Annotated in this window: 21 protein-coding genes and 1 pseudogene; 8 read left to right on the top strand and 14 right to left on the bottom strand. The window is 56.5% G+C overall.

Features of this window, described 5'->3' with window-relative positions:
• Positions 1-28 precede the first annotated feature (28 nt).
• Positions 29-655 (top strand): nicotinamide riboside transporter PnuC, encoded by a 627-nt coding sequence (gene pnuC, locus CKW16_RS16525; RefSeq protein WP_095129308.1) that lies wholly within the window; start codon positions 29-31, stop codon positions 653-655.
• Positions 656-726: 71 nt separating this feature from the next.
• Complete coding sequence (locus tag CKW16_RS16520; protein WP_095129307.1) at positions 727-1,461, top strand: UTRA domain-containing protein; 735 nt, start codon at positions 727-729, stop codon at positions 1,459-1,461.
• A 121-nt stretch (positions 1,462-1,582) separates the two neighbouring features.
• On the opposite strand, the gene CKW16_RS16515 is transcribed toward CKW16_RS16520, so the two are convergent.
• The 11 genes and pseudogenes from CKW16_RS16515 to CKW16_RS16460 form a co-directional block, all read right to left on the bottom strand.
• Positions 1,583-2,179 (bottom strand): LysE family translocator, encoded by a 597-nt coding sequence (locus CKW16_RS16515; RefSeq protein ID WP_256580514.1) that lies wholly within the window; start codon positions 2,177-2,179, stop codon positions 1,583-1,585.
• A pseudogene (locus CKW16_RS16510) lies at positions 2,180-2,389 on the bottom strand (ABC transporter substrate-binding protein); the annotation flags it as partial.
• 646 nt (positions 2,390-3,035) lie between these two features.
• Positions 3,036-4,409 (bottom strand): aspartate aminotransferase family protein, encoded by a 1,374-nt coding sequence (locus CKW16_RS16500; protein WP_095129306.1) that lies wholly within the window; start codon positions 4,407-4,409, stop codon positions 3,036-3,038.
• A 261-nt stretch (positions 4,410-4,670) separates the two neighbouring features.
• Positions 4,671-5,852, bottom strand: coding sequence for a hypothetical protein (locus CKW16_RS16495; RefSeq protein ID WP_095129305.1), 1,182 nt, complete (start codon positions 5,850-5,852; stop codon positions 4,671-4,673).
• Positions 5,853-6,099: 247 nt separating this feature from the next.
• On the bottom strand, positions 6,100-7,338 hold the full coding sequence (locus tag CKW16_RS16490; RefSeq protein ID WP_095129304.1) for a serine hydrolase: 1,239 nt from the start codon (positions 7,336-7,338) through the stop codon (positions 6,100-6,102).
• A 6-nt stretch (positions 7,339-7,344) separates the two neighbouring features.
• Complete coding sequence (locus CKW16_RS16485) at positions 7,345-8,301, bottom strand: ABC transporter ATP-binding protein (RefSeq protein ID WP_095129303.1); 957 nt, start codon at positions 8,299-8,301, stop codon at positions 7,345-7,347.
• A 24-nt stretch (positions 8,302-8,325) separates the two neighbouring features.
• Positions 8,326-9,357, bottom strand: coding sequence for an ABC transporter ATP-binding protein (locus tag CKW16_RS16480; RefSeq protein ID WP_095129302.1), 1,032 nt, complete (start codon positions 9,355-9,357; stop codon positions 8,326-8,328).
• Entirely contained in the window at positions 9,357-10,241 is an 885-nt protein-coding gene (locus CKW16_RS16475) for an ABC transporter permease (protein ID WP_095129301.1), read from the bottom strand. Before CKW16_RS16475 ends, CKW16_RS16480 begins: the two co-directional genes overlap by 1 nt.
• On the bottom strand, positions 10,238-11,254 hold the full coding sequence (locus CKW16_RS16470) for an ABC transporter permease (RefSeq protein WP_024777129.1): 1,017 nt from the start codon (positions 11,252-11,254) through the stop codon (positions 10,238-10,240). The genes CKW16_RS16475 and CKW16_RS16470 overlap by 4 nt, the downstream gene beginning before the upstream one ends.
• Before the next feature lie 178 nt (positions 11,255-11,432).
• Complete coding sequence (locus CKW16_RS16465) at positions 11,433-12,977, bottom strand: ABC transporter substrate-binding protein (RefSeq protein ID WP_095129300.1); 1,545 nt, start codon at positions 12,975-12,977, stop codon at positions 11,433-11,435.
• A gap of 222 nt (positions 12,978-13,199) precedes the next feature.
• Entirely contained in the window at positions 13,200-14,027 is an 828-nt protein-coding gene (locus CKW16_RS16460; protein ID WP_095129299.1) for a helix-turn-helix transcriptional regulator, read from the bottom strand.
• Between the two features lie 359 nt (positions 14,028-14,386).
• Between CKW16_RS16460 and CKW16_RS16455 the strand changes: the two genes are divergently transcribed.
• From CKW16_RS16455 to CKW16_RS16445, 3 genes are all read left to right on the top strand, one after another.
• Complete coding sequence (locus CKW16_RS16455; protein WP_095129298.1) at positions 14,387-15,760, top strand: sigma-54-dependent Fis family transcriptional regulator; 1,374 nt, start codon at positions 14,387-14,389, stop codon at positions 15,758-15,760.
• Between the two features lie 188 nt (positions 15,761-15,948).
• Complete coding sequence (locus CKW16_RS16450; RefSeq protein ID WP_095129297.1) at positions 15,949-17,097, top strand: iron-containing alcohol dehydrogenase; 1,149 nt, start codon at positions 15,949-15,951, stop codon at positions 17,095-17,097.
• Positions 17,098-17,175: 78 nt separating this feature from the next.
• Positions 17,176-18,615 carry a hypothetical protein gene (locus tag CKW16_RS16445; RefSeq protein WP_256580505.1) on the top strand — a complete coding sequence of 480 codons (1,440 nt, stop codon included), beginning with the start codon at positions 17,176-17,178 and terminating at the stop codon, positions 18,613-18,615.
• A gap of 505 nt (positions 18,616-19,120) precedes the next feature.
• Here the strand turns inward: CKW16_RS16445 and CKW16_RS16440 are convergent.
• The 3 genes from CKW16_RS16440 to CKW16_RS16430 all read right to left on the bottom strand — a co-directional run bounded on the left by CKW16_RS16440 (position 19,121) and on the right by CKW16_RS16430 (position 22,732).
• The gene (locus CKW16_RS16440) at positions 19,121-19,606 is read right to left on the bottom strand and encodes an ester cyclase (protein WP_095129296.1); all 486 of its coding nucleotides are present in this window, start codon (positions 19,604-19,606) and stop codon (positions 19,121-19,123) included.
• A gap of 66 nt (positions 19,607-19,672) precedes the next feature.
• Complete coding sequence (locus CKW16_RS16435) at positions 19,673-21,151, bottom strand: APC family permease (RefSeq protein WP_095129295.1); 1,479 nt, start codon at positions 21,149-21,151, stop codon at positions 19,673-19,675.
• Between the two features lie 87 nt (positions 21,152-21,238).
• The gene (locus CKW16_RS16430) at positions 21,239-22,732 is read right to left on the bottom strand and encodes an aldehyde dehydrogenase (protein ID WP_095129294.1); all 1,494 of its coding nucleotides are present in this window, start codon (positions 22,730-22,732) and stop codon (positions 21,239-21,241) included.
• 279 nt (positions 22,733-23,011) lie between these two features.
• Between CKW16_RS16430 and CKW16_RS16425 the strand changes: the two genes are divergently transcribed.
• The 3 genes from CKW16_RS16425 to CKW16_RS32610 all read left to right on the top strand — a co-directional run bounded on the left by CKW16_RS16425 (position 23,012) and on the right by CKW16_RS32610 (position 25,352).
• Complete coding sequence (locus tag CKW16_RS16425) at positions 23,012-23,746, top strand: FadR/GntR family transcriptional regulator (protein ID WP_095129293.1); 735 nt, start codon at positions 23,012-23,014, stop codon at positions 23,744-23,746.
• A gap of 105 nt (positions 23,747-23,851) precedes the next feature.
• A complete protein-coding gene (locus tag CKW16_RS16420) occupies positions 23,852-24,595 on the top strand; it encodes a cache domain-containing protein (protein ID WP_095129292.1) in 744 nt (247 codons plus the stop codon).
• A gap of 475 nt (positions 24,596-25,070) precedes the next feature.
• Positions 25,071-25,352, top strand: a complete 282-nt coding sequence (locus CKW16_RS32610) for a hypothetical protein (RefSeq protein WP_256580503.1) — start codon at positions 25,071-25,073, stop codon at positions 25,350-25,352.
• The last annotated feature ends 178 nt before the right edge of the window (positions 25,353-25,530 follow it).

The raw sequence follows: 25,530 nt of genomic DNA, 5'->3' as shown, positions 1-25,530 counted from the left end.
CCTTATCGTTTCAGTTGAGGAACACGTCATGTCCGATCTTGAAATCATCGCCGTCCTGCTCAACATCCTCGGCGTCTGGCTGACCGCCCGGCGCATCCGCTGGTGCTGGCCGGTCAGTGTGCTGGCGGTGTTGCTATATGCCTGGATTTTTTATCAGGCCAAGCTCTACTCCGACACGTTGTTGCAGGGCATCTTCGCACTGCTGCAAGGCTACGGCTGGTGGCGCTGGAGCCAGGGCGGCCTGAGCCATGGCAAGGTCCGGGTGGCCAGGCTGCCCTTGCGCGAGGGACTACTCGGCCTGCTTTTCGGCACGATCGGTGCCGTATTGCTCGGAGCCCTGATGTACGGCTTCACCGACGCCGCAGTGCCCTGGTTCGACGCGCTGCTGACCGCCTTCAGCCTTGTCGCCAGTGTCTGGGCGGCACGCAAGTACGTGGTCAGTTGGTGGCTGTGGATCGTCCTCGATTGCCTGTATGTCGGCCTGTTTCTGTTCAAGGACCTGCGCCTGACGGCCGCGCTGTATGCAGGCTTTGTGCTGCTGGCGGTGTATGGTCTGCGGGCCTGGCAACAGGATCTGGCGCACCAAGAACAGCAGCCGGCCACCGATATCGACGCGTTCGCAGACGGCTCGACGGCCGGCGATCCGATTCGTTAGTGTAAGCAACCAATCGATGGCGTCCGCGGGCGCCATCACCCTCCTCGATCCGCCAACAGGCGCCATACTGAATGCCTTTCGATCCTCTTTCACCGCACTACCAGCGGATCCGCGAGCAGATCGCCAACGACATCGCTACAGGTACGCCCCAGGCCGATGAAAAATTCCCCTCCGAGCGGGAAATGATCGAACGCTTCGGCTGCACCCGGGTCACGCTGCGCCAAGCGCTGCAACAACTGGAAGCCGAAGGCCTGGTGTACCGGGAAAACCGTCGCGGCTGGTTCGTCAGCCCGCAGCGAATCCGATACGACCCCACGCGGATCAGCGGCTTCATGGACTACGTCAGTGCCCAGGGACGTACACCGCGAACCGAATGTCTGCAGGCCGAACTGCGCCCTGCCGGCGCCTGGCTGGCCAGGCGCATGAGCCTGAGTTCGGAAGATGAGCCGGTATTTTTCCTCCAGCGTCGACGCTGGATTGATCGGCGCCCAGTGCTGCTGGAGTTCAACGCACTGCTGGCGAGCTGGTGTCCGGGCTTGCTCGACGCTGACTTGAACACCTCCCTGACTCGGGTCCTGCGCGAGCGCTTTTCGCGGGTGCAATCGCGCTGCGAGCTGGAGATGCACATCGGCACCGTCAACGAGGATCAAGCAGAACTGCTGCAGCTTTCCCCAGGCTCGACCAGCGTCTACCTGGAGCGCCTGAACTTCGGCGAAGAGGACCAGGCCGTGGAGTTCGACCAGGAATTCTGGCGCCCCGACGCGCTGTCAATCGTGATGGAAACCCGTTATCCAGGGAGGACCTGACTCAACAGGCAAACCTACGCAATCGGCCACCGACTTTGGGGTGCGCACCAGTATCCAGCTCCTGTGCTTGTAACTGACAGCCACTTCCTTGCAAATGTCCTTCCACTGCATAAGGCCTCCCTCAGTGGCTGCCGATGAAGACAGGGATGGCATTGTTCAACGAAAACCCCACCAGGAAGACAGCCAGCCCCATGTCGATCTGGCGCGTGTATTTCAAAAACAGCGCCTTGACCCGACCTTGTCCGAACAGCAAGGCCACCGTTGAATACCAGATCAACTCCAGCGTCGAACACAACAGCACCACCAGAACCTTATCGGTGGAGGTACGAGGCGAAGACAGGAAACCGGCATAGATACTGACCATGAAGGCAATGGTTTTCATGTTGCTGATATTGGTGATTACCCCCACTTTGTAACCTTCGAAGAATCCCCCGATTGCCTGAGGCGTGCCGCTGTTGCCGCCCGCGCCCTTGTGAAGCACGCTCTTGATAATCACATAGGCGATGTACAGCAAATACGCGGAACCGCACAGTGTGGCGACATCGGAAAAACCGGGATATTGCGCCAGCAGCGCGGCAAGTCCCAGCAGCGACAGGGTTGAAAACATTACCCCCACAGTGCAGATCCCCAATGTAGCGCCGAAACCGGCGGTCACCGAGTTGAGTGATGAAAAACGGCTGACAATAATGAAGTTCGGGCCGGGGCTGATGACCGCCATGAGGTAAATCAGTGTCGCTGTAAACATGAATCCTCCTGATTCTAAAAAAGCAGCCTGCACTTGACGTTGCACGCCGGTGAGGAAGGGGTCCCACGTGACCCAGGCGTCGACCTTGTTGTTCTCGAATGCAGCTCGGCCATCGGCAGGCGACAGGTAGGCAGGTTGTATGTCGGAAAGCTCCAGTCCGGCTTTTTTCAGTGCGGCGATCAGACGTCGATATCTGGAAACCGTAAGGCAGTCTCCGACGAAAAAAGAGCGAGGCCATCGTAGCCGGGGAGTATGTAGTCCTTGGCACAGGGTTTGGCGTGCCGGACTGCAGTATCGGTGAGGGCTATCGTACAATCTCCGTCTCGTATGGCTGAGGAAATTTGTACGGTTTCCAGTGAGGCGAGTACCACGAAAAAGCGATCTACCAAGCGCCGGATTAATGTACTAAAAAATGTACTAAAAAAACGTGGATGGCAGTGCTTTCGAGTGGAACTTACAGAAACGAAAAAAGAGGCCGAAGCCTCTTTTTTCAATTTCTACAGACTTCAATGGAAGCCTGTAGAGCAATAATTGGAGCGGGAAACGAGATTCGCATCCGGTATCCGACTCATTGAAATATAAGGGGTTTCTTTTATTCCTGAAGCAGGAATGGACTCAATTCTGGACTTGTTTTCAGGGTGTATCAAGAGCAAAAAAAGATGACTCCAAGCCATGCTAGCGAGCTCTACCTACAGCCACTCGGAAGAGCAGTCGTCCGGCCGACGGTATCAATTGCGTAGGACCAATTCGAGACGAGTCCTAAAGCGAGTACGAAGCGGCAGGCCGGAAGACTCCGCATTCAGGCTCTGCCTGTAGTGAGTGGCGTTAACTACTGTGCAGTGTGTTTGAGGTACCAGTGCTGTGTCGCATCCAAAGAAGCCGCAAAAACTCCAAGGATTTCATTGATATCCTTCTCCGTTGAGATTAACGGAGGACAGAATGCCAATGCATCTCCCATGACTCGGTTGATCATTCCACGCTCCTGGGTCTGAGAGGACAGATACCGCCCGAGTCTGCCAACAGCCTCAAAAGGCTCTTTTGTGTGCCGGTCGGCTACCAACTCAACGGCAGCAATCAACCCCACACCACGAACCTCGCCAACCATTGGATGATCAGCAAACTGCTGAAGCCCTTTGCGAAGGATAATCCCCATTTCAGCAGCATGCTGAACCAGGCCCTCCTCTTCGATAATTTTAAGATTCTCCAGGGCGACTGCAGTAGCTACCGGGTGCCCGCTACCAGTGAAGCCATGACCTAAGGTGCCAATCGAATGGCTCTGATCGGCAATACCTTGGTAAACGGCATCGTTAATCAATATGGCTGCAATGGGCTGATAGGAGGACGACAGCTGTTTGGATACCACCATGACGTCTGGTTTGATATCAAAGGTTTCGCAACCGAACATATTGCCGGTTCGACCGAAACCGCAGATGACCTCGTCCGCGACAATCAAGACGTCATGCTTGCGGCACACCTTCTGGATCTTTTCCCAGTAGGTTTTCGGCGGAACGATCACACCCCCCGCTCCCATCAGCGGTTCGCCATAAAACGCTGCGACCGTCTCAGGGCCTTCCTTTATGATCAGATCATCCAGTTCTCGGGCGAGGCGATCGGCGAACTGTTCTTCTGTTTCACCCGCTCGACCATATCGGTAAAAGTGCGGGCAGCTGACATGCAGGAAGCCCGGCAGGGGAACGTCAAAACCGCGCTGATTTGCCGGCAGCCCAGTGAGGCTCGCACTTACGGTAGTGGTACCGTGATATGCGTTCTGCCGACTGATGAACTTTTTCTTGGCGGGCTTCCCCAGAGCATTGTTCCGGTACCACAAAAGCTTAACTACCGTGTCGTTTGCCTCAGAGCCGGAGTTGGTGAAAAACACCTTGCTCATCGGCACCGGAGCCATCTCCACCAATTTTTCGGCGAGCTCAATGCTGGGGCGGTGTGCCTTGCTGGAAAACACATGATAGAACGGTAGTGTACGTAGTTGCTTTTCGGCAGCCTCGATCAGCCGTTGGTTGCTGAAACCAAGCGCTACACTCCATAGCCCTGACATCGCCTCGATGTATCGCTTATTCTGGTTGTCATATACATGAACTCCTTCTCCACGCTCGATAATGAGGGGGCCATCCGCTTCATGAAGTCGAGCATCCGTATAAGGATGGAGGTGATTTTCAACATCTTTTTGTGCAAGCAAATCCGTCATGATTTTGCCTCGAAGTGAGAGAGGATTCGTTAAACCAAGGGCCGTGTAGAACCCAAATTAAATACCCAGGCAACCGCACCAGGCTCCACAGCTACAACAACTACCTGTCGCCAATAGCCATGGAGTAAAAAGCGGCATAAACACCGTAATCGGTGTCCGGACTTACTTGACCAGTTCAGGCTCGTCCACAGGTTATGCGCTAAACCTGTGGGCGAGCCCGCTCGCGAAGAGGACTTTAGGGCTGTTGCCAAAAAATCCGGATCAGAAGTAATAACCGATGTTCATGTACAACTGGTTTTCCCACTGATTACTACCACCAGCCCCCAGACTCTGGGTGAGGCTGCCGCCACCGATGACCGGATCATTCTTGCCGTACAACCATTCCGTGGCGATCCACAGTTTGCTGAGGGAGAACGAGGTGCCGAAAATCATCCGTTGCGAGGTCTTGAAATCGTCCGCGGATTTATCGAAGGCGCTGTAGTTGGCGTACAGCTTCACACCGCTGATCTGATCGAACAGATACTTGCCGCTGACGTCATAGCTTACATCCGCCACGTACAAGTTGCCGCGACTGGCGACGTTGAAGGTGGCGTCGTAACTGCCGAAAGTCACCAGTTCATCGGTGCCGGGGTTGCGCGGGGACATCTGCTGTCGCGCGGCTTGCAGTTGCACGCCCCATGGGCCGTTCTTGCCGATGTAGTGCACCGCCATGGCATTGCGCCGGCCATCGTTGTTGGTGTCGCGGTTCTCCAGGGACGAGGTCAGGCCGGAGATCCCGACTTCGGACTTCCACGGTCCCAGGTCCAGCGCCTTGGCCACCCGAAGGACCACTGTGTTGCGTTCCTGGTTGTTGCTGCCGTCGATGACATAGCTGTCCGCTTCGGAGACCACGGTGGAGTAGGTTTCACCATTGCTAGTGCCTTTACCCTGCCAAGCGGGGCGCAGGTAGTAACCGGCCTGAATATTCCAGTCGCCGCTTTGCTGGATGTACTTGGCGCCGACTTCTTCCACGTCTTCCAGTCCCATGACGCTGCCCAGGGTTTGGTAGAACGTGCTGCCGAAGTACGGCTGCAAACCGAACGGCAGTTGGTTCAGGCCGACTTGGACCTGCTGGTCGGGGTTGAACTTGTAGCCGATCCACGCCAATTCGGCGAACTGGACGTCACCGACATGCTTTGTGTAGTTGTAAGGGTAGGCTCGACCGTAGAAACGGTACTGGGCCTCGCCGATCCAGGTGTCGGAGTTGTACTTGGCGTTGAGGATCGCGGTGTCGAAGTTGAACTTCTGGATGTCGCGATCCGGGTCATAGTCCCAACGCGCCCGGACGGCACCGCCGAGATTGAGGTTGTCGGTGACCTGGATCGCCATCGCTGGGGTGGAAAGGGCCCCCAACAGCGCCAGCGCGGTCAATGAGCGCAAGGCCCGGGTGGTGTTCAAGTTCATGGTCGCTCCGTCTCTTGTTTATTTTATTGTTGGCAACACTCATCCCGGCCACGGCAAAAGCGCGGTCTGGATGAAAGGGGTAGGGCCCACCAGAACGAAGGCTGCAAACAGCGTCCAAGTTAGGGCCGGGAGGGTCAGCCGCCGGCGGTCAGCCGGGTCTGGGTGTAGCTATGCCGAGCCTGCACATGGCACCTCTTCACCAAGGCTGGGAAGTGCCTGACAAGCCGCGGTCATTCACACTCCCGCGTCAGCTGCGTTGCAGTTCTTCAACCACAGCGGCACAAGCACGGAAGGTATTCAACGTCCACTCTGCATTGATAAAGTCCGGCCAACTGGAAAGTTTTACGATTGTCACTTCAGAAGCCGGATCCCAATAGATACTCTGCCCAAATACTCCGCGCGCCGAATAGGTACCCTGTTCACTGTCCAGCACCCAGCACTGATTGCTATAGGCGCCGTTAGGAAAGTGTTTGACATAGAAGCCATAGAGGACTTCAAAAGCCGGTGTGGAACCACGGCCGCATGCGCGCACAAATTCCTCTGGAACAATCTGTTGGCCGTTGAAACGTCCCCCCTGCAGATACATCTGGGCAAAGCGCCCCAGATCACGCAGCGTGGCGCTCATCCCGCCATCGGCCAATGCCGTTCCAACGCAATCGAGGGTGATATTCGCGTCTTGTTCTGCCCCCAGTCTTGACCAGATCTCCCGGCTCAGTAAAACGGGGAGCCGCTCGCCGCAGGCCCGCTCACAGACCCAGGCCAACACGTCGGTATCCACTGAGCGATACTCAAAGAACTGGCCATGTTCACGATCTTTACTCAGCGACTTCAACAAACCATAAATGCTGTCAGGCGACTTTAGCTCTCCCCGTTCACGCCAACCGGAGGCGATATCCAACTGGATGAATTCAGCATCCGGATCGGTGTAGTCCTCCCTGAATCTCACTCCCGTGCGCATATCCAGAAGATCCTGTACCCGGGCGTCGCCATAACCGCTTGCCGAAAGCTCGGGCACATAGTCGCTGACACGCGCTTGGGGATCGATTCTGCCCTGGCCGATCAATCTGCCGACCAGGCTACCGACGACGGTCTTGGATACCGATTGCAACAGATGCAACGTGTGCGGCTGCATACCGTTGAAATACTGCTCCGAAACCACCTTGCCTCGGTGGAGCACTAAAAAACCATCGGTGTAGCTATCGGTCAAGAAAGTCGCCAGATCGGTTTGTCCGCCGTCGACCCGCTGGAAACGTACGTCGTCCAGTGAGCGTTCGTTGCGCTCGAGTTCGGTGACCGGCCCGGGACTACGATGAATAGCGGCCACCGGAAACAACTGGCTCATGTGCTGGAACGACCAGCGGTTATAGGGCGGACTGTCCCAATTATGCAGGCCGACTTGCTTTTCCCGGGACGGCGGATAGCCCTGCATCAAACTTAGGTCCTGATAACCAATGCCGGGAGCGGTCATGTCTTTTTTATTGTACATAGGGGTTCAGCTCTCATCGTTCAGAGGGTGGTGGCAAGAAAAGCGGTGGCCGTGATCCTGGGTCTCGGCTGGCACCTCTCGGCGACAACGTTCAGTGGCCCGCGGGCAACGGGGCGCGAAGTGGCACCCGGCAGGCCGATTCAAGGGGCTGGGGATCTCGCCACTCAGGATTTGCAACTGGTCACGGCGCTCCGGGTCGATGGAGGGCACTGAATTGAGCAGCGCACGCGTGTAGGGATGACGCGGTCGGCCGAACACCTGCTCCACCGGCCCGGCCTCGACGATGCGCCCCAAGTACATCACCAGCACCTGCTGCGCCAGATACTCGACCGTCGCAAGGTCGTGGCTGATAAACAGGTAGCTCAGGCCATTGTCGGTCTGCAGCGTCTTGAGCAGTTGCAGCACCTGGGCCTGGACCGACACGTCGAGCGCCGCCGTAGGCTCATCGAGGATCAGCAGTTTTGACTCCAGCGCCAGGGCCCGGGCGATAGCGATACGCTGCAACTGGCCACCGGAGAATTCATGGGGGTAGCGCTCCATGTGCTCCTCGCCCATCCCTACATTTCCCAGCAGCGCGAGAATGCGCGCGTGCAAGGCGCTACCGCGCAAACCAAAGGCAACCTTCAGCGGCTCGGCAACAATCGCCTTGATCGTCATTTTCGGGTTCAGCGAGGCGTACGGGTTCTGGAACACCATACTCAAGCTCCTGCCCCGCGCCCTGGCATCAGTGGGCAGCGGCCGACCTTCGACCAGAATTTGCCCACTATCGGCTGGCAGCAGACCGAGCAAGGTCGCGGCCACCGTACTTTTGCCACAACCGGATTCCCCCACCAGCGCGACCGTCTCACCGACCTGCACCTCCAGGCTGATGTGGTCAATGGCCGTCACCAGGCCATCGCGGCTGGCGTAGGTCTTGTGCAACTGATTGACGCTCAACAATGCGGGCTGTTTGTTGTTATTCATAGCCGTTTACCTTTCAAAGAAGCCTCACACCTTGACCAATATGTTGTGGCAAGCTGCCCAGTGCTCCTTGCCGATGACAACCCTCGGCGCAGCGTGATTGCAGCGTCCGGTGGCGCGTTCACAACGTGGGTTGAAGGCACAGCCAGCCGGGGGATCCGCCATGTTCGGCACCTGCCCCGGGATGAAGCCCAGGGCTTGGGGTCCCTGCCCCAACTTGGGCACGGTGCCCATCAACTTCAGGGTGTAGGGGTGTGCAGGTCGCTTGAACACCTCGCCCACCGGACCGCTCTCCACCACTTCGCCGGCATACATCACCGCCACCCGGTCACAGAGCGAAGCCACTACCCCCAGGTTGTGGGTGATAAACAGAATCGCCAGGTCCTGCTCCCGTGCCAGCTTGCGCAGCAGAGCGATGATCTGCGCCTGCACGGTGACGTCCAGCGCCGTGGTCGGCTCATCGGCGATCAGCAGTTTCGGCCGACAGGCCAGCGCCATGGCAATCACCACTCGCTGCAACTGACCGCCAGACATCTGGTGCGGGTACTTGGCTAGCGCCAGAGGGGGGTCGGGCATGCTCACCGCTTCCAGCGAGCTCAGCGCCTCGGCGCGGATTTGTGCCTTACTCAGTTGCCGATGGCAGCCGATGACATCGAACATCTGCCGCCCGATGGTGAAGAACGGGTTGAGCGCCTTCATCGGATTCTGGAAGATCATCGCCGCGCCACCGCCACGCAAAACCGCCAGCTGCGACGCCGATGCGCCGTTGACCTGCTGTCCGGCGACCCTGACACTGCCTCCCAGCCGAGCGGCCTCAGGCATCAATCCAAGGCAGGACATGGCCGTCATAGACTTGCCCGAGCCCGACTCCCCCACCAACCCGAGGATCTCGCCGCGCCTTACCTTAAGGTCGATGCCGCGTACGGCCTTTACGGTCTTGAACAAACCAGGGAAGGACACCGTCAGCCCTTCCACTTCCAGCACCAGGTCTTGAGCTGCGTCGTTATTCGAAGCGGCGAGACTCTCGATAGCAGAATATTGCAAGGATTCGTCGATCATCAGCGCGTCCCCTTCTTTGGATCAAGCACATCGCGCAGCCCGTCACCTACTAGGTTTACGGCCAGCACCAGGACAAAAATCGCCACTCCGGGAAACAGCACCGTCCAGGGATTCTCGAGTAACTGCGAGCGCGACGCTGCGGCCATCAGCCCCCATTCGATCATGGGCGGCTTGGCCCCCAGCCCGATAAAGCTCAGCGAGGCAGCGGCGAGAATGGTGTAACCAAAGTCCATGGAGCCCTGCACGATCACAGGCGTGGTGGCATTGGGCAGAACATGGCGAAGCAAGATACGGCCGTGACTGACGCCCATGGAACGGGCGGCATGGATATAGGTTTCTGAACGAACCCGTACTACCGCACCGCGCATGATCCTCGCGTACCAGGGAAACCAAGAGACAGCGAGCGCTAACATGGCGTTGGCCAATCCCGATCCCAGCGCCGCGGTGATAGCGATCGGCAACAACAGCGGCGGAAAGGCCAGAAACACATCTGAGAAACGCATCAACAGCGTATCAACTCGACCACCGAAGTAACCGGAAACAAGCCCAATCGGAATCCCGATCAGCATCGCAATCAGAGTTACGCTCACTCCGATGATCAGCGAGGTGCGTGCGCCATAAAGCACCCGTGAAAGAATGTCGCGACCAAACTCGTCGGTGCCCATCCAGTGTGCCCAGTTGGGTGCCAGCAATTTCTGGGAAAAGACAATCTTGTTCGGCTCATAAGGTGCAAGCCAGGGGGCGAAGACTGCCGCCAGGATGATCAGCAGCAATAACAGCGCGCCGAATACAAACAACTTGTTATCGCTGGCAAACGCCAGGGCCTTGATACGCCATGATGGGGCTCGCGAGGGCATGGACAGGGATACGTCTTGGATACTCATTGGACTCGCAACCTCGGATCAACAAGGTGATACAAGAGATCAACGATCAGGTTGATCGACAGATACGTCGTGGCCAGCACCAGGGTGGCTCCCATCACAGCGGGGAAATCATTCTGGGCAATCGAAAACACCACAAAGCCGCCCAGGCCAGGCCAATCGAAAATGAACTCAACGACTACCGCACCACCGAGCAGGTAACCGAAGGTCAGGCCCACCACTGTCAGGAGCGGAATCATTGTCGCCTTCAGGGCATAGGCGTAATGGATACGCCACTTGGGTACACCGTAAGAAACGGCGGTACGGATGTACTCCTCGGATAGCACCTCCACCATCATGTTTCGGGTGATCCGGGTGACAGTGGCCAAGGTCACGATGACCAGGGTGAGCACGGGTAGCGTCAGGTGTTTGATGGCGCTCCACAGTGCTACGAAATTACCGGCCAGCAGAGTGTCAATCAGGTAAAAGCCTGTCACACGCTCAAAAGGGCTATCGAGAAGAATGGAAGCATCGATACGTCCTTGCAGGGGCAGCCAGTTGAGCTTGCCGTAGAACACCAACTGCAAGCCCATGGCCAGGATGAACACTGGAAACGCCGTCCCGGCGATAGACCCCGCTCGTGCCACATTGTCGACCACAGAGTTCTGCCGCGCCGCTGAGATGACACCGATCGGCACCCCCAGCACCACCACCCAGAACATCGCCAGGAATGTCAGTTCAAAAGTCGCGCCAACCCGCCTGACCACTTCCTCCACCACCGGCCGCCCGGTGCGCAGACTAGTGCCAAAATCACCTCGGAGAAGATCGCCGATGTAATTGAAGTATTGGATCGGCAGAGGCTTATCCAACCCCAGATTTTCCCGTGCGACGGCAATCTGCTCCACCGTGGGGTGATTCCCCAGCATCATTTCTACCGGGGAACCCGGAAGAGCTCGGCTCAGAACGAAGGTGATGGTCAACACTCCCAAAAGAATGAAGAACATCACTATCAATCGCTGAGCTATATACTTCGCCATTTGGAATACCCCTTGTGGCTAAAAAACTTGACCCTGACTTCTTACGCCCAACATAAAAATCCCAAAAGCGGGTTAACCCTTGAGGGAATAACCAGGCAAATTAACTAACTGCCCGGTTATCGATTTACATGGCAAATCAGGCGTTACAGGTACAATTTCATCAAGGACGACTCAGCATTCAGCGATTCAAGTTGTAATAGAGAATCGCCTCATAAGCAGGATTCAGGCTCTTTTCCATACCCTTAATGTCTTTGCGGGAGACGCGTATCTGCTGCACGTCGGCGTACCAGATCGCAGGAGCGTCCTTGGCCAGTAGCTGCTGGGCCTGCACGTACTTTTCAGTGGATTTGGCCCGATCACTGCCTTCTAGCGCCGCCGCCTCTTCGATCAACTGATCAAAGCTTGGGTTGCTGTAGTGAGACAGATTGAATAGCGTGGTTTTCTCTGTATGGAACTCACTGAAAAGCCAATCGCTGGGTGTCGGATACGTCGGCCACCAAGCCATAGATTGCATGTTGGGAGCGGTATCCAGCTTCTTTGCCTTATCCCAGATCACACCCCACTCGCCGGGGAGTAACTCCACCTCAACGCCAACCTGAGACGCCGTCGCCTGGAATAGTTCTGCAGCGTTTGCATAGATGCCACTGATGTACTGCATCGAGACCTTCCAGTCCTGCTTAGGTACACCGGAGGCTTCCAACAATTGCCGGGCTTTATCCAGATCGTAAGAGGCCATAGGCACGCTGGCATGCCCCCAGATACTGGTGGGCAAAGGCCCCTTGGGAACACTGCCGTAGCCATGCAAAATATCTTTGGTGACACTTTCATAGTCCCAGAGGTATTGCAGCGCCTGACGAAATGCCAGGTTGTTCGTAGGGTACTTCTGGGTATTGATCAAAAATTGGAAGTTCTTCCACGAAGGCGCGGTGCTCACCTTGATGGAGGGGTCCTCTCCCAACACCTTGAGTTGATCAAGAGGGATATCCCAGGCGACACCGGCCTCGCCATTTTTGATCATCTGAGTACGGGTGGAGGCTTCGGACACGACCTTCACGATGACCCGATCAAATTGCCCTTCTTTCCAACCTCCCCAGTAGCCATCGAATCGCTCAAGCACCACTTGCTGGCCCTGTTCGACCTGCCCAAGCTTATAGGGACCGGTACCGATGGCGTTGGGAGCCATCATCCAGTCATGCCCTTTCTCCGCCGCCGCCGGGGCAATGATGTAAGCGGCATACTGGCCTGCCGCGATCAGATTGGCTGGAGTGGGACTCTTAAACTTGAGCACTACCGTATCGTCAGCGAGGGCCTCGACGGTATCCAGACCGTTCCATACAAATGCAGCGCCCTGTTTCAGCTGCTTGACGTAATCAATGGACTTTTTGACCGCTGCAGCATTAAAGGCCGAACCGTCATGAAATTTAACGCCGTGCCGCAGCTTGAAGGTCCAGGTCTTGCCGTTGTCGCTGCTTTCCCAGGACGTGGCGAGCCTGGGGGAAAACTCCTCAGCACTGCCTGGCGCGTTGTATACCACTAGTGTCTCGTAGATATTGCCCAGTACCCGCACTTCCTCCGAAAAAGCCGAGGCAGGATCCCAATCCTTGAAAGAGGCTCGATCAGCGACAACCAAGGTATTGTTTGCCGCATACACCAAACCACTGGTCAACGGCGCGGTAACGGACAGCGCCATCAACCCCGCCATTAATGTACTTTTTAACTTCATCGGTGTTCCTCTTATTTTTATGGTGGGCGCAGCGGATCACTTGTAGAAACAGGCACTCATTCAACCGGAACGAATGATGTGATTGGCCGTTAACGAAACTGACTTTTAAGTGGTGTATGGCATTATTGATCTGACGCACCGCCAGCTCAATTTCGCGAGCACGAATAAAAAAACGCCAGGTGACGCCCTGAAGCGTCACCTAGCGTCTATTTTAAAAAAAGACTAAAACAGCGGAGGGACAAGGTTGAACTCACCTTCTGGTGGATGTACCAGCAGCCGCGCCCTCACTTCGACGGGAATCTCAGGGGCATCAATCGGAAAACAGCTGCAACTGGTGAGAGCGTTACGCAGGTCGATCGACTCGCCTAGGTGCTCAAATACAATATGGGCACCAAAAGGACGGCGGAAATTGTCACCCGAAACGCCGAGTACCAAGCCGTTGAGAAAACGGAAACGACTGCGGTAGGAGGGATAAATCGCCGACCAGATATAGCCCCGGGACGAGAGGTACTCTCGCTCGACGATGTAAATCAGATCCGATGAGGCAAAGCAGAACCCACGATATTTATTGATGCCGAAACTCTTCAACTGATCATCGCCCAACCTCATCCGCTCGTAGGTTTTACTCAGGATCTTTTCGCCGGAGCGGGTCAAGCGGGTAATCGACTTGATCACCTCCCCCGGCGCAGAAGGCGACATCAAATAGACAAAGTAGTAACCCTGGTACTTCGACAACTCCTGCGCGGAGCTCGGAAAAAAATCGGCCGGTACTGCACTGTCCGACTCTCGCGCCGTGCGTTGCCTGTTGAGCAGAGCGCGGAAGGATTCATGCTCGGAGAATATTTCCTCCTCATCCACCCCAAAAAAAGTGCAGATCTTGCGCAGGGTAAAGGACGAGGGAGTCGCTTGCGCCCCCAAGTATTTGTTGAACTGCTGGCGGTTGATATCAAGGGAGCGGCACACCTTCGCCACCGACTTATAATATCCGCAGAGAAGGCGCAAGTTTTGACTGAAGTCTTGCATCGACTGGGATGAACTGGAACTGGCCATAAAGAGTATTCCTAACGCCACAATTGACAACATGCTGAACTAATCGTCGCTTAGGGTCACGGCTTCAAAAGCTCAGCGCAAGACAGTGCCTGAAAGTGGCGCAGAAGCTCGGCATTGCCAACCCGTGATCGACGCGAGCATTGAGCCCGACCATAGCGACTATGGTGAGGAAATATTCAACAAATACACAAGCTTATCCAGCGATTCCTGACGCCTCAGTAGAATTACCATCTGGATGGCGTCTTCCACCGCTTCGGTGGCGGCCTGGCTGAAAAACCGCAGCGATCGATCGAACAAAACCGGGGTGACGCATTAAGCTAGCGCTTTAAACACCCCACTATGCTGTCCTGGATTCCTGCATGAACGTCAATGACGAAAGTTTCGAAGAACTGTTGGACGCCCTGCACGACGGCGTCTACATCACCGATGGCGATGGCAACACACTCAAGGTCAACAAGGCCTACGAACGCTTGACCGGCCTCAACAGTGCCGAACTGGTGGGGCGCTCCATGCAAGTGCTGGTCAATGAAGGGACGATCTCTCAGTCCGCCACCCTGCGGGTTTTACGCGAAGGCTTGCCCGTTTCGGTAATGCAGAGCGTGAGTCACGGGAAAAAGCTGTTGGTCAGCGCAACACCGATCTTCGACAGCGCCAAACGCATCCGTTACGTGGTCAGCACCGTACGTGACATGACCGAGTTACTGCGCATGAAGCATGAGCGTGACGAACTGCATCAGCTCAAACAACTGCGCAACAGCACCGCGCAATTGCATGCCGGTCAACGCGACGAACTGTTGAACTCCCTGCCCGTGGCGGACCAAAAAGTTTCCGGCCGGGTCTTCGCCCTGGCGCGCCAGGTGGCCAGCAGCTCGGTGAAAGTGCTGCTGCTAGGCGAAACAGGTGTCGGCAAGACCCTGGTCGCGCAATACATCCACAATGCCGGCCCCCGGGCCAAGGAGCCGTTTCTGGCACTCAATTGCGGTGCACTGCCGGAAAACCTCATTGAGGCCGAACTGTTTGGCTATGCCCCCGGTGCCTTTACCGGCGCCGGGCCAAAAGGCAAGCGTGGTCTGCTCGAACTGGCCCACCACGGCACGTTGTTTCTGGACGAAATTGGCGATCTGCCGTTGGCGGTCCAGGTCAAGTTGCTAAAGGTGATCGAAGAAAATCGCTTCATTCCGGTTGGCGGGCTGGAGCTCAAGGAAGTGGACGTGCGCATCATCAGCGCCACCCATCATGACCTCAAACAGCGGGTGGCACAGGGGCTGTTCCGCGCGGACCTGTACTACCGACTCAACGTCGTCCCCATCCACATTCCCGCCCTGCGCGAGCGGAGTGAGGAAATCCCCGCGCTGTTGCATTTTTACCTGGAGACCTACAACAGCCGTTACGCACGCCAGGTGCAGTGGAGCCTGGAAGCGCTCGACCTGCTGTGTGAGTACGCCTGGCCAGGCAATATCCGTGAGTTGATCAACGTGGTGGAGCGGCTGGTGGTGACCACCCTGGGCGACACCATCGAGGCGCTGGATCTGCCCGAAGAGATACTCAACCTCAGCCCGCAGGACACCGACCAGGGCCGCCTGCCACTGCGCAAGATTGTCGAGAACGCCGAACGCACAGCGATTCGCGCGGCACTGCGCTTGCACAAGACCACTCGCCTGGCGGCGAAGGCCTTGGGTGTGAGCCAGGCCACCGTGGTGCAAAAAATGAAACGCTGGGAACACTCTGACTGACAACGTTTGATTAGTATTTGGATAAAACAGCCCCCAGGCGATCAGGATACTGATCGCAACTCCCCTGCATTAATCCCGCCTTTTTCCCGCAAAGCCCCGCCATCCGGGGCTTTGCGCATTCTGGCACGCCATTCGCTATGTCCGGTTGACACGCCCTTGCACAAACAACAACTACATAGGACGAGCCGATGACTGTCTCAGCATTCAAAATCGCCAATCGACTGATTACCGGAGAAGCCGCCATCGAGCAGCTATCCGTTGAACTCACCCGCCTGAATATCAACTTTCCGCTCATCGTCACTGATGTGGTGCTGGTCAAGTCCGGCACGGTGGACCTTGCCCTTGCGCAACTGGGAGGTCGGCGTTACGGCATCTTTGATCAGGTCAAGCCTGAACCCGAAATCGCCATCGTTGAAGACTGCACCCGCGCATTCCACGAAGGCGGCTATGACGGCCTGATCGGCCTCGGAGGCGGCAGCGCCATTGACATCGCCAAAGGCGTCGCGGCCTTCGCCGGGCATGACGGCCCGTTGGCCGACTTGTTCGGCGTCGACCTGGTCAAGCAAAAGGGCCCTGCCCTCATCGCCATTCCGACCACCGCTGGCACCGGCTCGGAAGTGACTAGCGTCGCGATCTTTTCCGACAAGCAAGCGCAACTGAAAAAGGGCATCGTCAGCGACTACCTGCTGCCGGATGTCGCCCTGGTCAGCCCGGCCATGACCCTGACCTGTCCGCGCAGCGTCACCGCCGCCAGTGGCGTGGATGCCCTGGTTCACGCCATCGAAGCTTATCTGTCGGTCAATCGCTCGCCGATCACCGACGCACTGGCACTGGGCGCCATCAAATTGATCGCCAAGGCCCTGCCCAAGGCTTATGCCAACCCGGCCGACCTGCAAGCTCGCGAAGACATGGCCACCGGCAGCCTCATGGGCGGCATGGCCTTTGGCAATGCCGGCGTCGGCGCGGTGCATGCGTTGGCCTACCCGTTGGGCGGTCGCTTCAACATCGCCCATGGCGTGAGCAATGCCTTGCTACTGCCGCACGTGATGCAGTGGAACAAGTTGGCTTGTGTCGAGCGCTTCCGTGATATCGCCGAAGCGATGGGCCTGCGCGTGTCCCACCTGAGCGACCCGCAAGCCGCCGATGCCACTGTGCAGGCCATGGCCGATCTGTGTGAGGCGGTGGAGATTCCCAAAAGCCTGCGCGCCTTTGACGTTCCTGAGGACGCCATCCCGGCCATGGCCGAAGAGGCCAGCAAGATCGAGCGCCTGATGCGCAACAACCCGCGCCGCCTGAGCGCCGTCGATATCGAGAAAATCTATCGCTCGGCGTTTTGATTGGCGCCCTCAAACCGTTCAGCGCTCGATGACTCATCGAGCGCTCACCCTACAAGATCAATAAAACAGGTGCAGCCTATGTCCAGTTCCCCTGAATCACGATACGAAAGTCCGTACATTGCCCTTGGCCCGTTCAAGGTGCGCTTGCCGTTTATCCACTACAAATTCGAGTTGCCGGACTACCTGCAAGGTTTGCTGATGTGCGCAGTCGACCTGGCGGCGATCCCGCTGATGACCGAATTGCTCGGGATGCCATTCGAAGTGGCACTGGCAGTGGTCATGCTCAACGGCTTGCTGTACCTCACCCACCACTTGCTCGGCGACCCGACCGTACCGGGCTGGATCACCCCGGCGGTGCCGCTGTTGATGGCCTATTGCGCAACCTTTCCGGTGGGCCCGGAACGTGTCCATGCCTTGATTGCGTTTCAATTGATGCTCGGCGTGTTCTCCATTGCGCTGGGGGCCACGGGGATGGCGAAACGTGTGTTCACCTACATACCGGCGGCCATGAAATCCGGGATCATCGTCGGCGCGGGCCTGAGTGCCGTGATCGCGGTGTTTCAGGTGGGCGGCAAGTTTGACGCGTTCCCATGGACGATCTCCATCGCGGTGGGCCTGGCGTTCTACCTGATTTTTTCCCAGCACTTCCAGGTACTCAAGCAAAAGAACGCGTTCTGGTGGAATTTCGCCAAGCTCGGCATCCTGCCGATTGTCCTGCTGGCGGTGGTCATCGCTCCGCTGTTCAACGAGGCGCCGTGGCCGACCATTCAATGGGGCATCAGCCAACCGGACTTCATTGGTTTGTGGACCCACTACACGGTGTTCGGTCTCGGCATGCCGCCTTTATCGATGTTCATCTCGGCAATTCCAACGGTGCTGGCGGTGTACATCATCGTGTTCGGCGACGTGCTCAGTGCTAAGGTACTGCTGGACGAAGCTGAACAGATCCGACCCGACCAGAAAATCGACTACAACCCGGACCGCGCGCACCTGATCTTCGGCGGACGCAACGCCATCATGAGCATCTTCGGCCCCGACGTCGCCATGTGCGGACCGAAGTGGGCAGCCATGCTGGTGGTGATTATCGAACGTTTCAAGGGTGGGCCGAAGGCAATGGGTTCGATCATTGGCGGTGTCGGTTCATTCCGCTGGGGGACCAATACCGGGCTGCTGCTGTTGCCAGTGGTAACCTTGGTGCAACCGATTCTGGGCGTCGCGCTGTCCCTGACCCTGCTGATCCAAGGTTATGTCAGCGTGCGTCTGGGCATCCTGGAAGCGCGAAGCCAGCGTGACCTGGGTATCGCCGGGGTGATCGGCGCGGTGCTGGCAATCAAGGGCGCGAGCTGGGCATTCGCCATCGGCGTGGTGTTGTGCTTGCTGATCTACGGCAAGAACTTTTTCCGTGGCGAAAACGACAGGACCTTTGCCCGTGACCTGAACACGCCAGAGACGTTGCCCGAGACGCCGTTGAAACCGGCCACGGTTCAACGTGTGGCCGAGACTGCGGCAGTCGAATAAGGCTTCGATCTTCGTTCATGGCGCGCGGCGTAGTGCCGGCGCCATGAACAGGGTCCGCATTTACCACAAATAACCAAACTTGACGGGCGCCCTCCTTGAACGTTGGGTAAGGTTAGAACTCATGGGCTGGTGGTTAGGTATGTCGATAGGCCTGAGTCGCTATATGCCACAAAGCCATCCACTTGTGCCATGCAGCCGCTACAAGTGTTCCGGCAAAATCGGCCGTCGTATCAGGGCGGACAATCGCGCATGCAGTGCGTATACCGGAATACTAGCGCCGAGTGTCTGCAAATAACTACCCAAACGACCATGCCGTCCACCGCTTGTTTCCCTTTGCCCATCGTCAGCACTGGAGCACCGAAAAGTTAGGGAACGCGGAGCGCCATCTCAGCTCACTCGAGGGATGAATCGAGATTGAAATACACTGCAATTGGGTCGCCAGGTTGCGGAATTGTTCCAGCCGTTCAAACATGCCATACACCTGTGGGCAAACTGTAATAACCCGTTACCAGCCCAGTTGCTTGTTAAAACCAAGGGCGTCGTAGTAGTCATGCTGCGTGAGAATTTTGCCGTTCTTGAGGTGTATGAAACTAACACCCTTAAAGCTGAGGGGGCGCTGAGTGGCTGGGGTCTCGGCACTCCAGGAACCGGTATTGGTACCAATGAACTCCCACTCAAAGGCAATGCTTTCGCCATTGACAATCGGCTCGCCGAACATTTTCCATTGCAGATCCGGCACCGCCTGCATGAACACTTGAATTACTTGGGACTTGGCGTTTTCGCGGCCAACTTGAGGTGTGCCCACCGAGGCGTCGAGAAACTCAACGTTATCAGAAAAGTACTCGGCCGCAGCATCCGCATTATGGGCATTCCAAGCCTTCATATAGTCATGAATCACGCCGATGGTATCGTTTTGGCTTGCCGCAAAACTTGCATGACTGGCCAGAACCAGAAACAGCCCGAACAGTAGTGAGTGGATTCGAGACGTCATAGCCTTCAACCTTATTGTTAGAAGATCGGTTTGCCTGCCGCGCTTGGCGGCAGACATTGATGTCAATTAGCGGTTTTTCCAGGCATCCGAAGCTGGGGCTTTGCCCTTTTCATAAGGACGAAATAGGGTCATGTACAGGACACCTACAAGGATGACAATGGCACCGACAAGTGCGATGCCGTAGTTCACATACCAAGGCGCATCCGGTGTACGCGGCCAGGACATATTGATGATCGCGAACATGCCGTAGCAAAGGGCAGCGATGTTCACTACCCAACCCCACCGTCCCATGGTGAACTGGCCCTTGGGTTTCCAACCACGGATACGGGCGTACAGCGCACCGCCAACAATCATCTGGAACGCCAGGTAGATACCGATGGCGGCAAAGCTCACCACCAGCGCAATAGCGTTCTGAAGGTAGAAGCCGACACACACAATGATCGCCGGCAGCACGCCACACACCACCAGGGCTGCGGTCGGGACGTGCGTCGTAGGCGAGAGCTTTTTCAGCACATTACTGCCCATGAGCATTTCGTCTCGAGCATAGGCATAGAGCAGACGACTGGCGGATGCCTGCAAACTCAGCACGCAGGAAACGAACGAAACCGTAATGACCGCCATGACTACCCGAGAGCCCAGAGGACCGAAGGCGCTACCGAATATGGTCGACATCGGGTCTTTGTCTTGCCCGGAAATGACCGCAGCCATATCTGGAACTGCAAGGATCAACGCCAGGGCCGCAAAGATCGAGGCAGCGCCGCCGATCCAGATAGTCATCCGCATCGCCTTTGGAACCTGGCGGCTAGGATTTGGGGTTTCCTCGGCAACATCGCCGCAAGCTTCAAAGCCGTAGTAGAGAAACATCCCCGCCAATGAGGCCGTGAGAAACGCAGGCCAATAGGCCCCATCAATGGAAATATCAAAAGTATTGAACAATACGCTCAAAGGCTGGTGGCGCTCGAAGATCAACAGGTATCCACCGATCAACAAAGCCCCGACCAGTTCGCAGAGAAAACCGAACATCGCCACCCGTGCCAATAGCTTGGTACCACTGAGATTCAAGACCGTCGCCGTGGCCGTCAGAAATAGCGCGACCAACGTGTTAGTCACCGGCGACGACTCGAAACCTAGAAGGTTTGCGATATAGGGGCCAGCCCCCAGCGCGACGGCGGCAATGGTGACACATAGGGAGATGGCATAAATCCACCCGACCATCCATGCCCACTTCTTGCCAACCAGACGTCGGGCCCAAGGATAGACGCCACCGGAAATCGGGTATTGAGATACCACTTCGCAAAAAATCAGACACACCAGCATCTGGCCGAACCCCACCAGCAGGTAGGACCAGAACATTGGTGGCCCGCCGGCGGCCAAGCACAGGCCGAACAAGGTGTAGACCCCTACCACCGGGGACAGATAGGTGAACCCAAGGGCAAAGTTCTGCCACAGACTCATACTACGTTCGAAATTCGAGGTGTACCCAAGAGCACGGAGTTGCTCCGCGTCTTGATCTACAGCTACCTTGGAGCTAATTGAGCTGTTCATTGCAACATCCTTCAAAAAGGAATTTGTTTTAATAGGCGTTGATCGGACGGTGCTATCCCATCCGTTGCGCGATTAACCAGAGTTGACTCAGAGTTGTATCCAGGTGGCCTTGATCTCGGTGTACTTATCAAAGGCATGCAGGGATTTGTCACGGCCATTACCGGACTGTTTAAAGCCGCCGAACGGCGCCATCATGTCACCGCCGTCATAGAGATTGACCCAAACACTGCCGGCACGAAGTGCGCGGGAAATGTTGTGGGCTCGAGACAGGTCAGACGTCCAGACAGCTGCGGCCAGACCGTAAGGGGTGTCATTGGCGATGCGTACAGCATCCTCTGCTTCGTCGAATTCGATGACTGACAGTACGGGACCGAATATTTCTTCTCGGGCGATTTTCATCGAGTTGCTGACGTTGTCGAACAGGGTTGGCTCTACATAACTGCCACCGGCTTCTACCCGTGCAACGCGTCCCCCGAGCAAGAGCCGCGCACCTTGCGCTTGACCCTCTTCGATGTACTGCATCACCCCATCCAGATGACGGCTGTCCACCAGTGCACCGACATTAGTATCAGGGTCGAGCGGATGCCCTGGCTTCCAGTTCTTCATGGCCTCGACAACCATTGGCACAAAACGCTCCTTGATTGACGCCTGCACGAGCAAACGTGAACCGGCGGTGCAAACCTCGCCCTGGTTGAAGGAGATGGCTGCCGCTGCAGCTTCGGCCGCCACCTGAAGATCAGGGGCATCGGCAAATACAATGTTGGGACTCTTGCCGCCGGCCTCGAGCCAGACCCGTTTCATGTTTGACTCACCCGCATAAACCAGTAATTGCTTGGCCACTTGGGTCGACCCGGTAAACGCCAAGGTATCAACGTCACCGTGCAAGGCCAACGCCTTGCCCACGGTGTGGCCATAGCCCGGCAGAACATTGAGGACACCTGCTGGCAGACCCGCCTCCAGAGCAAGCTGTGCGATGCGGATAGCGGTCAGCGGAGAACGCTCCGAGGGTTTGAGGATCACCGAGTTACCGGCAGCCAACGCTGGCCCCAACTTCCAGGACGCCATCATCAGTGGGAAATTCCACGGCACGATAGTAGCGACCACCCCAACTGGCTCCCGGGTAACCAGCCCGAGCTGATCGACCGAGGTCGCTGCCACCTCATCGTAGATTTTGTCGATTGCCTCACCGCACCAGCGAATACTGTCAATGGTCCCCGGGAGGTCGACGGACAGCGAATCGGAAATCGGCTTGCCCATGTCCAATGTTTCCAGCAGAGCTAGCTCTTCGGCATGGGCCTGCAACAATTCGGAAAAACGCACCATCACTGCCTTGCGCATTACAGGTGCTTGGCGTGACCAGACACCGGACTCGAACGCCGATCGGGCGCTGGCTACCGCCAAATCGGCATCCGCCGCATCGCAACTCGCGACCAGGGCAAGCACACGCCCATCGATAGGACTTATGCACTCGAAGGTTGCACCTGAACTGGCCGACACATATTTGCCGTTGATAAAGGCTCGCCCTTCGATGCTCAGCGCCTTGGCTCTGGCTTCCCACTCTGATCGGGTCAACTGACTCATGGTTAAAAGTGCTCCTGGGTTCGGATGGATGCGATCTCAAATCGCCTTAAACCTATGGAACCATATCTTTTAATCCATGAGAACCCCAAAAAAGCGAATGGAAGGTGATTTTTTTGACTTTTTATGCGTTAAAACTCTAGAATCACCACACGAACACGCACAAAAACAATATTAAATATGAAATAGAATTTTAAAAGAAACACACATCCGGACGCGCTTGACGCTACGTCGGACTATTGCCACAGGCGTAAAACGGCGCCGCCCATGAATGAATCAACCATGAGCCCTACTTCAAGCCTCATACGCCTTAACCAAGAAGGTAAAACGGAGTCTGTTACCCGTCGCCTGATAGAAATGATCGATCTGGGTTTGTTCACAGAAGGCGAACAGCTCCCCAATGAAAGTGTCCTGGCCACCCAACTCGGCGTTGCCACGGTCACCCTGCGGGACGCTCTGGCGGTCTTGCGAGAGCGCGGCATTATTGAAACCCGGCGCGGACGCAGCGGCGGGAGCTTCATCTGCGCCGCGCCGCAAACCTCAGATCAGTCCCTGTTCGATCAACTACGTGAAATCAGCACGCTTGAACTGCGCGACCTCGCCGATGAACACGCTGCCATTTCAGGCGCCGCCGCCCGACTGGCGGCTCAGCGCGCCGGGCCTGAGCAACATGCAAGACTGAGCAGCTTTGTCGACGCTCTGGCCAACGCTCAAGAGCGGCGAGAGCGCCGACGAGCCGACGCCAGATTCCATATCGAAATAGCCGTGGCAGCGCAGTCTGTGCGCCTGACTCACAGCGAAGCGCGCTTGCAGGCGGAACTTGGGGAACTGTTATGGCTGCCGTTTGCCGGTCAACCGGATCCACAGACCGTCGAACGGGAACATAGAGCTATCCTGGAAGCCATCGTAGCGAACGACGCCAATCTGGCCGGCGCACTGGCAGAAGCACATGTAACACGAGGCGTTCGCCGCCTAAGCACCCTACGACTACAACAAATGGCAGAAGTCGACTTATGAATGGAACGAAACTTGCTGAAATACTCGCTCGCTATGCAGCTTGGCGTCGCATGCCTCGTCGACTGCAGGCACCGCATTGTCTTCTCTGAGTCATGAGGTAGAGCCATGGCTAACGAAATGTCAGCAAACGAGTTGTCCCAATGTGCCACGTTGATCAACGCTTCCATTAGTAACGTATTCAAGGGGCTCAACGATATGAGCGCCCAAGTATTGAGCATTTGGGAACATCAGTGTTGCAAAACGAAGCGCCCCAGCCAAGGCGACCTCAAGCCATTGCTGCCGATAATCCGACAAATCCTGAACTCAGAGAGCCTCAAGTTTCATGGTGCCGGAGTTGTCTTCGCTCCTGGTGAGCTGGAAGATCGCGAGATGCATCTGGAGTGGTGGTGCCGAACCCAAAAAGAAGAGATCCAGCCTCTGACACTGAATTTTAATAGTCGTAGCGACCGTTTTTACGATTACCTGCACATGCCTTGGTACACCCGCCCCCAGCAAACCCGGCAGCCCTCCATAGACGGCCCGTTCGTGGATTTGTACGGCACGGAGCAGTACATCGTTGCCTTCTCGGTTCCTATTTTTTTCGCAGAACGCTTCATTGGTGTAGCTGCTGCCGATATTTCTCTGCACTCCTTGGAACCCTTGCTCGTGCGCAGCCTTATGCGGGTCAGTAACGAGGCGTTGTTACTCAACGCCGAAGGTAGAGTGCTGGCGGCTAACACACCGAGTTGGCTGGCCGGTGATTTGATCCGAGGCCCCCTGAGCCTGGACAAAGAACAGGGACGCGTCCTGAGCCTTATCGACACATCGTCATATTGGAGCGTCGTGGAGCGGCCTGTACCAAGGTTTTGATCAAAACTCCATCTTGGTTTGAAGAACCAAATCTCAACCCATGCGCTTCATAGAGAATCCCGTCGAATGAAAGCTCCTGCCATGGATGGCTGGAGGTCGCCATGCACTCCGCTACCGAAAGCCCCCCATTGCAGGCCCACTTTAATGCGTTGAAAATCGCCCCTCCATCCAGCTGCCTTTCCCGTCAGGCTATTGCACAAGAACCAACTCAACCGACCTGGCAAGGCTGTGCTCGCTCGCCGCAGCACTGGAAGAACACCACCACTAGAAGGACTGCCATTGCCGTAGCCGCAGGTGGTCGCGCAGCCACTGAGGTTCTTCACGAAGCCCGGGAACGACAGAAACAAGAACTTTGACGCTTCATGCCACACGTTTCCTGCTTGTCGAACCTGTCTAAAACCCGCGCCGCGGTCAGATCATTTTTCAAAGAATGGAGCCCGAGGGTTGTGCTCAAATCGAGGCCGCTGCGGTGGACATGAATACAGCTTTTGACCTTGAGATTAGCCAGCATTGCCTGAAAGCACGGTCGGCCTACAACCTTTTCTACGTGGTCATCAAATATGGCCGAGCAGTGATCAATCTGGTGCAAGCCGACGAGACCAATCGACTGCATCACAACAAACCAGCCGTATTAGGTTATCAAGCAAACCCGCTGTTTACTGCTGCGCAATCCAGAAACCTGAAGAAGCCGGAACAACAGGTTTATCTAGAGGCATTGAGAGCCGGGTTCGTTGGTCAATGCACACCGGTCAATTGAAAGGAATAAATCATGGTCATCAAACGGATGGTGTACGGCTACCGGGACAGCGAACTCTTTTTCATGAAGATAAAGAGCATCTTTCCCGGCAATCCGTGAAGTATCATTTTTTTACTCACGAAACGATGGTCGTGGCGCGACCAGTACCCTGCGCCGCGCCGATGCCCGATACGACTTT

It is taken from the genome of Pseudomonas sp. Irchel s3h14 (assembly GCF_900187425.1).
GTDB lineage: Bacteria > Pseudomonadota > Gammaproteobacteria > Pseudomonadales > Pseudomonadaceae > Aquipseudomonas.
This window is presented reverse-complemented; position numbering and strand designations above follow the sequence as displayed.

Coding starts and splice junctions, on each gene's coding strand:
- pnuC (WP_095129308.1), top strand. CDS start 29: ATGTCCGATCTTGAAATCATCGCCGTCCTGCTCAACATCCTCGGCGTC.
- CKW16_RS16520 (WP_095129307.1), top strand. CDS start 727: ATGCCTTTCGATCCTCTTTCACCGCACTACCAGCGGATCCGCGAGCAG.
- CKW16_RS16515 (WP_256580514.1), bottom strand. CDS start 2,179: ATGGCGGTCATCAGCCCCGGCCCGAACTTCATTATTGTCAGCCGTTTT.
- CKW16_RS16500 (WP_095129306.1), bottom strand. CDS start 4,409: ATGACGGATTTGCTTGCACAAAAAGATGTTGAAAATCACCTCCATCCT.
- CKW16_RS16495 (WP_095129305.1), bottom strand. CDS start 5,852: ATGAACTTGAACACCACCCGGGCCTTGCGCTCATTGACCGCGCTGGCG.
- CKW16_RS16490 (WP_095129304.1), bottom strand. CDS start 7,338: ATGTACAATAAAAAAGACATGACCGCTCCCGGCATTGGTTATCAGGAC.
- CKW16_RS16485 (WP_095129303.1), bottom strand. CDS start 8,301: ATGAATAACAACAAACAGCCCGCATTGTTGAGCGTCAATCAGTTGCAC.
- CKW16_RS16480 (WP_095129302.1), bottom strand. CDS start 9,357: ATGATCGACGAATCCTTGCAATATTCTGCTATCGAGAGTCTCGCCGCT.
- CKW16_RS16475 (WP_095129301.1), bottom strand. CDS start 10,241: ATGAGTATCCAAGACGTATCCCTGTCCATGCCCTCGCGAGCCCCATCA.
- CKW16_RS16470 (WP_024777129.1), bottom strand. CDS start 11,254: ATGGCGAAGTATATAGCTCAGCGATTGATAGTGATGTTCTTCATTCTT.
- CKW16_RS16465 (WP_095129300.1), bottom strand. CDS start 12,977: ATGAAGTTAAAAAGTACATTAATGGCGGGGTTGATGGCGCTGTCCGTT.
- CKW16_RS16460 (WP_095129299.1), bottom strand. CDS start 14,027: ATGGCCAGTTCCAGTTCATCCCAGTCGATGCAAGACTTCAGTCAAAAC.
- CKW16_RS16455 (WP_095129298.1), top strand. CDS start 14,387: ATGAACGTCAATGACGAAAGTTTCGAAGAACTGTTGGACGCCCTGCAC.
- CKW16_RS16450 (WP_095129297.1), top strand. CDS start 15,949: ATGACTGTCTCAGCATTCAAAATCGCCAATCGACTGATTACCGGAGAA.
- CKW16_RS16445 (WP_256580505.1), top strand. CDS start 17,176: ATGTCCAGTTCCCCTGAATCACGATACGAAAGTCCGTACATTGCCCTT.
- CKW16_RS16440 (WP_095129296.1), bottom strand. CDS start 19,606: ATGACGTCTCGAATCCACTCACTACTGTTCGGGCTGTTTCTGGTTCTG.
- CKW16_RS16435 (WP_095129295.1), bottom strand. CDS start 21,151: ATGAACAGCTCAATTAGCTCCAAGGTAGCTGTAGATCAAGACGCGGAG.
- CKW16_RS16430 (WP_095129294.1), bottom strand. CDS start 22,732: ATGAGTCAGTTGACCCGATCAGAGTGGGAAGCCAGAGCCAAGGCGCTG.
- CKW16_RS16425 (WP_095129293.1), top strand. CDS start 23,012: ATGAGCCCTACTTCAAGCCTCATACGCCTTAACCAAGAAGGTAAAACG.
- CKW16_RS16420 (WP_095129292.1), top strand. CDS start 23,852: ATGGCTAACGAAATGTCAGCAAACGAGTTGTCCCAATGTGCCACGTTG.
- CKW16_RS32610 (WP_256580503.1), top strand. CDS start 25,071: ATGAATACAGCTTTTGACCTTGAGATTAGCCAGCATTGCCTGAAAGCA.